8 protein-coding genes (1 of these 8 running past the window's edge) are annotated in these 7,348 nt (G+C 32.5%); all 8 read left to right on the top strand.

Features of this window, described 5'->3' with window-relative positions; translation table 11 throughout:
• Positions 1-644, top strand: the 3' end of a protein-coding gene (gene thrS, locus WHA43_RS11625) for a threonine--tRNA ligase (RefSeq protein ID WP_105047207.1). It extends 1,297 nt beyond the left edge of the window; the window shows 644 of its 1,941 coding nt (coding positions 1,298-1,941); its start codon lies beyond the left edge, outside the window; the stop codon is at positions 642-644.
• Positions 645-725: 81 nt separating this feature from the next.
• Complete coding sequence (gene infC, locus WHA43_RS11620) at positions 726-1,280, top strand: translation initiation factor IF-3 (RefSeq protein WP_302849306.1); 555 nt, start codon at positions 726-728, stop codon at positions 1,278-1,280.
• 62 nt (positions 1,281-1,342) lie between these two features.
• Complete coding sequence (rpmI, locus tag WHA43_RS11615; RefSeq protein WP_105047205.1) at positions 1,343-1,540, top strand: 50S ribosomal protein L35; 198 nt, start codon at positions 1,343-1,345, stop codon at positions 1,538-1,540.
• A 130-nt stretch (positions 1,541-1,670) separates the two neighbouring features.
• A complete protein-coding gene (gene rplT, locus WHA43_RS11610) occupies positions 1,671-2,015 on the top strand; it encodes a 50S ribosomal protein L20 (protein ID WP_105047204.1) in 345 nt (114 codons plus the stop codon).
• Positions 2,016-2,093: 78 nt separating this feature from the next.
• A complete protein-coding gene (locus WHA43_RS11605) occupies positions 2,094-2,687 on the top strand; it encodes a hypothetical protein (RefSeq protein WP_105047203.1) in 594 nt (197 codons plus the stop codon).
• Between the two features lie 216 nt (positions 2,688-2,903).
• On the top strand, positions 2,904-4,109 hold the full coding sequence (glgA, locus tag WHA43_RS11600) for a glycogen synthase (RefSeq protein ID WP_105047202.1): 1,206 nt from the start codon (positions 2,904-2,906) through the stop codon (positions 4,107-4,109).
• Positions 4,110-4,116: 7 nt separating this feature from the next.
• A complete protein-coding gene (locus WHA43_RS11595; protein WP_105047201.1) occupies positions 4,117-5,382 on the top strand; it encodes a glucose-1-phosphate adenylyltransferase in 1,266 nt (421 codons plus the stop codon).
• Between the two features lie 28 nt (positions 5,383-5,410).
• Positions 5,411-7,348 (top strand): alpha-1,4-glucan--maltose-1-phosphate maltosyltransferase, encoded by a 1,938-nt coding sequence (locus WHA43_RS11590; protein WP_105047200.1) that lies wholly within the window; start codon positions 5,411-5,413, stop codon positions 7,346-7,348.

Here is a 7,348-nt window from a genome sequence, read left to right as displayed (position 1 = left end):
AATATATTGGTGATGTTGAAACTTGGGAATTGGCTGAAAAAGCCATCATTAGCGCTGCAACTGATAAAGGTTTGAATTTTGTAATTGAAGAAGGTGAAGCCGCATTTTATGGTCCTAAGTTAGATTTCATGGTTAAAGACGCTTTAGGAAGAAGTTGGCAGTTAGGAACCATTCAAGTAGATTATAATTTACCAAAACGTTTCGATTTAACCTATAAAGGTGCAGATGATAAATTGCACAGACCTGTGATGATTCACAGAGCACCCTTTGGTTCTATGGAACGATTTATTGCAGTATTACTAGAGCATACAGCAGGAAATTTCCCACTTTGGCTCACTCCAGATCAGGTTATCTTATTGCCAATCAGTGAGAAATATCAAAAATATTCAGAAAAAGTTTTAGAATCGCTAGAAAATTCCGAAATTCGCGCCCTCTTAGATACTAGAAATGAAAAAACTGGTAGAAAGATTAGAGATGCTGAAGTTTCCAAAATACCATTTATGGTAATCATTGGCGAAAAAGAAGAAGAAACAGGAACAGTATCTGTTAGAAAACATGGTGAAGGCGATATAGGAACTTTTACAATTGAAGAGTTTGTAGCATTCATCAAAAAAGAAGAAGAAAAAACTTTGAAAACATTTTAAAGTTTTAAAATATAAGTCAGAGACAATCAAATCCTTGGAAACAAGAAAAATAAGTTAAATTTAAATTTAAACGTCATAGCAATTAAAAAAACTAGGTCATCTAGACCTTTAAGAGTAGTAAAAGAAGATCAACATAGAATTAATGAAAACATACGATATGTTGATGAAGTTCGTCTTGTAGGCGAAAACGTAGAAGTTGGTGTATATCCTTTGTTAAAAGCGAAATTACTAGCAAGGGAAATGGAATTGGATTTGGTAGAAATTTCGCCAAATGCAAAACCACCGGTTTGTAAAATTATCGATTATAAGAAATTTTTGTACGAGCAGAAAAAACGCGAAAAAGTTTTGAAAGCGAAAGCTGCAAAAGTAGTTATAAAAGAAATTCGTTTTGGACCTCAAACAGATGAACATGACTATGAATTTAAAAAGAAAAATGCCCTTAAATTTTTACAAGAAGGTGCAAAATTAAAGGCATTTGTATTTTTTAAAGGACGTTCAATCATCTTTAAAGAACAAGGTCAAATCTTATTGTTGAGATTGGCTCAAGACCTTGAAGAACATGGAAAAGTAGAGCAACTTCCAAAGTTAGAAGGAAAACGTATGATTATGTTTCTCGCTCCAAAAAAAGTAAAATAATACCATTCTGATGAAAGTTCAGATAAAAATAAATTTATAAGCAAGATAAAAACGAAGGAGAAATGCCTAAAATGAAAACCAAATCAAGTGCTAAGAAACGTTTTAAACTAACTGGCACTGGTAAAATCAAAAGAAAACACGCGTTTAAAAGTCACATCTTAACAAAGAAGTCTACAAAACGTAAATTGAAGTTAACTCACGACACTTTAGTACACAAGTCAGATGAGGCTAGCATCATGAGACAATTGAACTTAAAATAAGTTTAATTAAAGGGAATTAATTATAAACCATGGAGTGAGGCAAAAAAAAAGAATTCAAAGTTTAAAATTCGGAATTCAAAATTTTGAATATTGAAACTAAGAGTCGCCCACTACAAAAACAATTTGAATTATGCCAAGATCAGTAAATTCAGTAGCTTCAAGAAATAGAAGAAAAAAAATCTTGAAAGCAGCAAAAGGTTACTTCGGACGTAGAAAAAACGTTTATACAGTAGCAAAAAATGCGGTTGAAAAAGGAATGCTTTATGCATACAGAGACCGTAAAAACAATAAGAGAAACTTCCGTTCATTGTGGATAACGCGTATCAACGCTGCTGCACGTTTGCATGGAATGTCTTACTCTCAGTTTATTGGAAAAGTAAAAGCCAATCATATCGAACTAAATCGTAAAGTTTTAGCAGATTTGGCTGTTAACAATCCACAAGCTTTTAAGGCAGTTGTAGAGAAAATAAAATAAATAATAATACTTGCTTATAATAAAACCCAAACCTTTGTTTGGGTTTTTTTTATACATTTACACTTCAAAAATCACAAAATGAGACTATTTATAACCGTTATTTTATTGATTTTATTATCAAACTCTGTATTTGCTCAAACAGAAATCACAGAGCCAATCACAGAACCTAAAACCATTGAAGGTCAGTTTGATAAAATGTATCGAATTTCTTCAACCTATCAAACGTATAAAGTCATTGATAAAGATGCTTTTTTAGTGCTAAAAAACAATGTCCTAGATTCTATCAAGAAAACAAAAAAAGCCCTGGTTGAGCTAGAAAATTTACTAAAAGAAGAGCGCGAAACTATTGCTTATTTAAACGAATCTATGACCAAAACTCAATTGGAATTGGAAAATGCTTTGACTAAAGAAGATACCATTTCGCTGTTAGGAATTCCGTTAAGCAAACTAACTTATAATCTTATTTTATGGACTATAATTATTGGGCTTGCAGGTGGACTGGGTTTCTTTGTATTTAAATTTTTTAGAAGCAATGTGTTGACCAAACAGGCACAAGAAAATTTAATTACCGTAGAAGAAGAATTTGAAGCCTACAGAAAAAAAGCAATTGAGAGAGAACAAAAATTACGAAGACAATTGCAAGACGAAATTAACAAACACAGAAATTCATAATTTTTTTTAATGTCAATTTACATTATTTTAGATGTAACTGTGTAATCTTTAAAATATCAATACTGATTTCTTCATTTGTTCCTCTATTATTAACAAACTGATAATTATTTTTCAATCGTAAATTCCTATTCATAATATTTTGTAGTTTTATTGCTAATTTATACCTTAAGGGGCTGTAAACGCATCCAATCAACGCAATAAAAAAACAAACTGTTTATGAAAACCCTATTTTTTACCAGAGAATTTCCTCCCTACGTTTATGGCGGTGCTGGTGTTCATGTTGAATATCTTGCAGAAGAATTATCAAAACTGATGAAAGTAGAAGTTAGAAGTTTTGGTAATCAAGATACTAGTGAGGGAAATTTAACCGTAAAAGGGTTTCCATACGACAATGTACTTTTCGATTCAGCTGAAGAAAAACTCAAAGCAGTCTTTAAAACCTTAAGCACAGGGTTACATATGAATGCTGATTTTATTGATGCTGATATTGTACATTGCCATACTTGGTATGCACATTTTGCAGGAATTGTAGCAAAATTGTGTTACGGAATTCCTTTAGTAATCACCACACATTCTCTAGAACCTTTAAGACCTTGGAAAAGAGAACAATTAGGTCGTGGTTATGACGCTTCATCATGGATAGAAAAAACGGCAATTGAAATGGCAGATGCATTGATTGCGGTTTCTGAAGAAACCAAAGAAGATGTTTTAAAATATTTTAATGTTGATGAAAAAAAGGTGAAAGTGATTTATAACGGTATCAATTTACAACAATACATCGTTACTTCTGAAAGTGAAACTTTGGATGAATATCAAATAGATAAAACGAAACCTTATGTGCTTTTTGTAGGAAGAATTACCAGACAAAAAGGCATTATTCATTTGGTAAATGCCATCAAATATATTGATGAAAATACCCAAATTGTGCTTTGTGCAGGAGCCCCTGATACCAAAGAGATTGGATTAGAAATGGAGCAAGCTGTCAACGAAATTAAAAAAACTCGAAAAAATGTTATTTGGATTGATAAAATGCTTGAAAAAAAGCAAGTAATTCAATTATACTCGCATGCAGCAGTTTTTTGTTGTCCATCTATTTACGAGCCTTTTGGCATCATCAATATCGAAGCAATGGCTTGTAATACTGCTGTTGTAGCAAGTGCAGTTGGGGGTATTAAAGAGGTTGTTGTACATGGTGAAACTGGAATTTTAGTTCCTGTTGAACAACAAACAGAAGCCCCTTTTGAACCCATCAATCCTGATAAATTTGCTAGAGATTTAGCAGAAGGCATTAACACAGTAATCAATAATCCAATACTTAGAAATTCAATGGCGCAAAAAGGCAGAAAACGTGTTGAAGATTATTTTGATTGGATTTCAATCGCAAAACAGACAGAAGAATTATATAAATCATTAAAAAAATAGCATCAAAATGATAAACGACAAGGTATTAGGTATTATTTTAGGAGGTGGACAAGGTTCAAGATTGTATCCTTTAACAAAAGATAGATCAAAACCAGCTGTACCAATTGCAGGAAAATATAGATTGGTAGATATCCCAATTTCTAACTGCATCAATTCCGAAATCAAAAGAGTGTATGTGTTAACGCAGTTCAACTCAGCCTCGTTAAACAAACACATTAAAAATACGTATCATTTTAGCTTTTTTAGTTCTGCTTTTGTAGATGTTTTAGCTGCTGAGCAAACCATTCATAGTGACAAATGGTTTCAAGGAACTGCAGATGCTGTAAGACAAAGTATGCACCATTTTTTGCAAAATGATTTTGAATATGCCTTGATTCTTTCTGGTGATCAATTATATCAAATGGATTTCAATAAAATGGTTCAGGCTCATGAAGAAAGTGGCGCTGAAATTTCTATTGCAACCTATCCTGTAAATGCTAAAGATGCTACTTCTTTCGGAATTTTAAAGACGAATGAAGAAAATATCATTACTTCATTTATCGAAAAACCATCTGCTGATTTATTGCCTCAATGGACATCAGAAGTGAGTCAACAAATGAAAAACGAAGGAAGAGATTATTTGGCTTCTATGGGAATTTATATTTTCAACAGAGGTCTTTTAGAAGAATTGATGAAAGACCCAACTACCAATGATTTTGGAAAAGAAATCATACCACAAGCTATTAAAAATCATAAAACATTGAGTTATCAATACGAAGGATATTGGACTGATATTGGAAATATTGATTCCTTTTTTGAAGCCAATCTTGGGTTGACAGATGATGTTCCGCAGTTTAATTTATATGATAGTAAGGGAATTTACACAAGAGCACGTATTTTACCAACATCTAAAATTTCTGGAACTATCCTAAATAGAGCAATTATTGGTGATGGAAGTATCATATTAGCTGAAAAAATTGAAAAATCGGTCATTGGAATTCGCTCAAGAATTGGAAAAAACACCCTAATTTCCAACACATACATGATGGGAAGTGACTATTATGAATCCTTAAAATCAGTTGAAAAAAATCATATCGAAATCATGATGGGAATTGGAGACAGATGTTACATTCACAATTGTATCATCGATAAAAACTGTAGAATTGGAGATGATGTTCGTATCAATGGCGGAAAACATTTAGCTGATACAGAGACAGATACCTATGTTGTAAAAGACGGAATTGTAGTTATTAAAAAAGAAGCTACTATCGCAAAAGGAACGAATATAGGCTAATAAATCATTTTTTTAAATATTTAATTGAATGCAAAATCAAAGTAGAATTGTTGTAGAAAATGTTGCGCCTCAATTGAATGGAGGTGCTGTTTTTATAAAACGTGTTGTTGACGAAGTTGTAACTGTAACTGCTGATGTTTTAGTTGATGGTCATGATGTAATTCAGGCTAGTTTACTGTACAAACACGAATCAGAAAAAAAGTGGTCTGAAACTAGAATGAATCCAACGTTTAACGATGAATTTTCAGCTAGTTTTCAAACATCCAAACAAGGATTTTATTCCTATAAAGTGCAAGGTTGGGTAGATTATGCCTTGAACTGGCAACATGGAATTCAACGAAAAATTGATGATTATCAACATGTAAATTCAGAATTGTTAGAAGGTGCTGTAATTGTTGAAAGTCTTTTAAATAAAGTGTCTGAAGATGATAAAAACTATTTATTACATCTAATTTATATTTTTAAGAATCCTGAAAGTTACAACGAAGCTATCAAAGAAGCTGTTTCTGAAAGATTACACAACCTATTTAAAAATAATCCTGAGAAAAAATTACCTTTTACTTCTCAAGATTTCCAAGTGTATGTAGATCGAAAAAAAGCACGATTTTCAACGTGGTATGAATTTTTTCCACGTTCAGCATCTGAACATGAAGGCGTTCATGGAACGTTTAACGATTGTCATCGTTTGTTGCCAAGAGTGGCCCAAATGGGATTTGACACCTTATATTTTCCGCCAATTCATCCAATTGGAGAGGTAAACAGAAAAGGAAAAAACAATACAACTGTTGCGCAAGAAGGTGATGTAGGTTCCGCTTGGGGAATTGGTTCACGTTTTGGTGGACACAAAGACATTCATCCTCAATTGGGTTCTGTTGAAGATTTTAAAAACTTAATTGCCAAAGCCAATGAATTGGGAATTGAAATTGCCATGGATTATGCTTTGCAAGCTGCACCTGATCATCCTTGGGTAAAAGAACATCCAAGTTGGTTTAAATGGCGTCCAGATGGAACTGTACAATATGCTGAAAATCCACCAAAAAAATACCAAGATATTCTTCCAATTTATTGGGAAACAGAAGATTATAAAAATTTATGGCAAGAATGTTTAGACACATTATTGTATTGGATTGACTGCGGAATTCGAGTTTTTAGAGTAGATAATCCACATACAAAACCTTATTATTTTTGGAATTGGGTTATAAGCGAAGTTAAAAAACAACATCCTGATATTTTGTTTTTAGCAGAGGCTTTTACCAAACCAAAAATCATGCAACAACTTGCAAAACAAGGCTATACACAATCTTACACCTATTTTACTTGGCGAGAAACGAAACATGAATTGATGGAATACGTCAATGAATTGACCAAAACAAATCAACGTGAATATATGCGACCAAATTTTTGGCCAAACACGCCTGATATCAATCCATTTCATTTGCAAGGCGCTCCTGAATCTAGGTATTTACAACGCTATGCTTTGGCGGCAACATTGAGTTCTAATATCGGAATTTACGGTCCTGTTTTTGAACAAATGATTAGCACTCCAATTCCAGGGAAAGAAGAATATTACATGTCTGAAAAATTCCAATTGTGCCATTATGATTGGTTTAAAGAAAATAAAGTAACTGCATTGATTACAAAAATCAATCAAATCCGAAAACAGCAAGAATCGTATCAACAAACCAATAATATTCAATTTTTAGAAACAGGAAATGATCAACTTATTGCCTTTTACAAATGGAATGATGCTAGGTCAAATGAAACGCTAACCATCATCAGTTTAGATGCTTACAACTCACAATCTGGATCAGTTCAATTGCCTTTGCATGATTTAAAAGTACAGCACGGACAAAAAGTAGAAGTAGAAGATTTGGTAACTAGAAATTGTTATAATTGGTATAATGAGTGGAATTATGTTGAATTGCATCCTTCATTACCTTTTCATATTTTTAAGATTAACAAATAA

The organism is Polaribacter gangjinensis, from assembly GCF_038024125.1.
Taxonomy (GTDB): Bacteria; Bacteroidota; Bacteroidia; order Flavobacteriales; family Flavobacteriaceae; genus Polaribacter; species Polaribacter gangjinensis.
The sequence above is the reverse complement of the archived record's forward strand: the minus strand, read 5'-3'. Positions and strand labels throughout refer to the sequence as shown.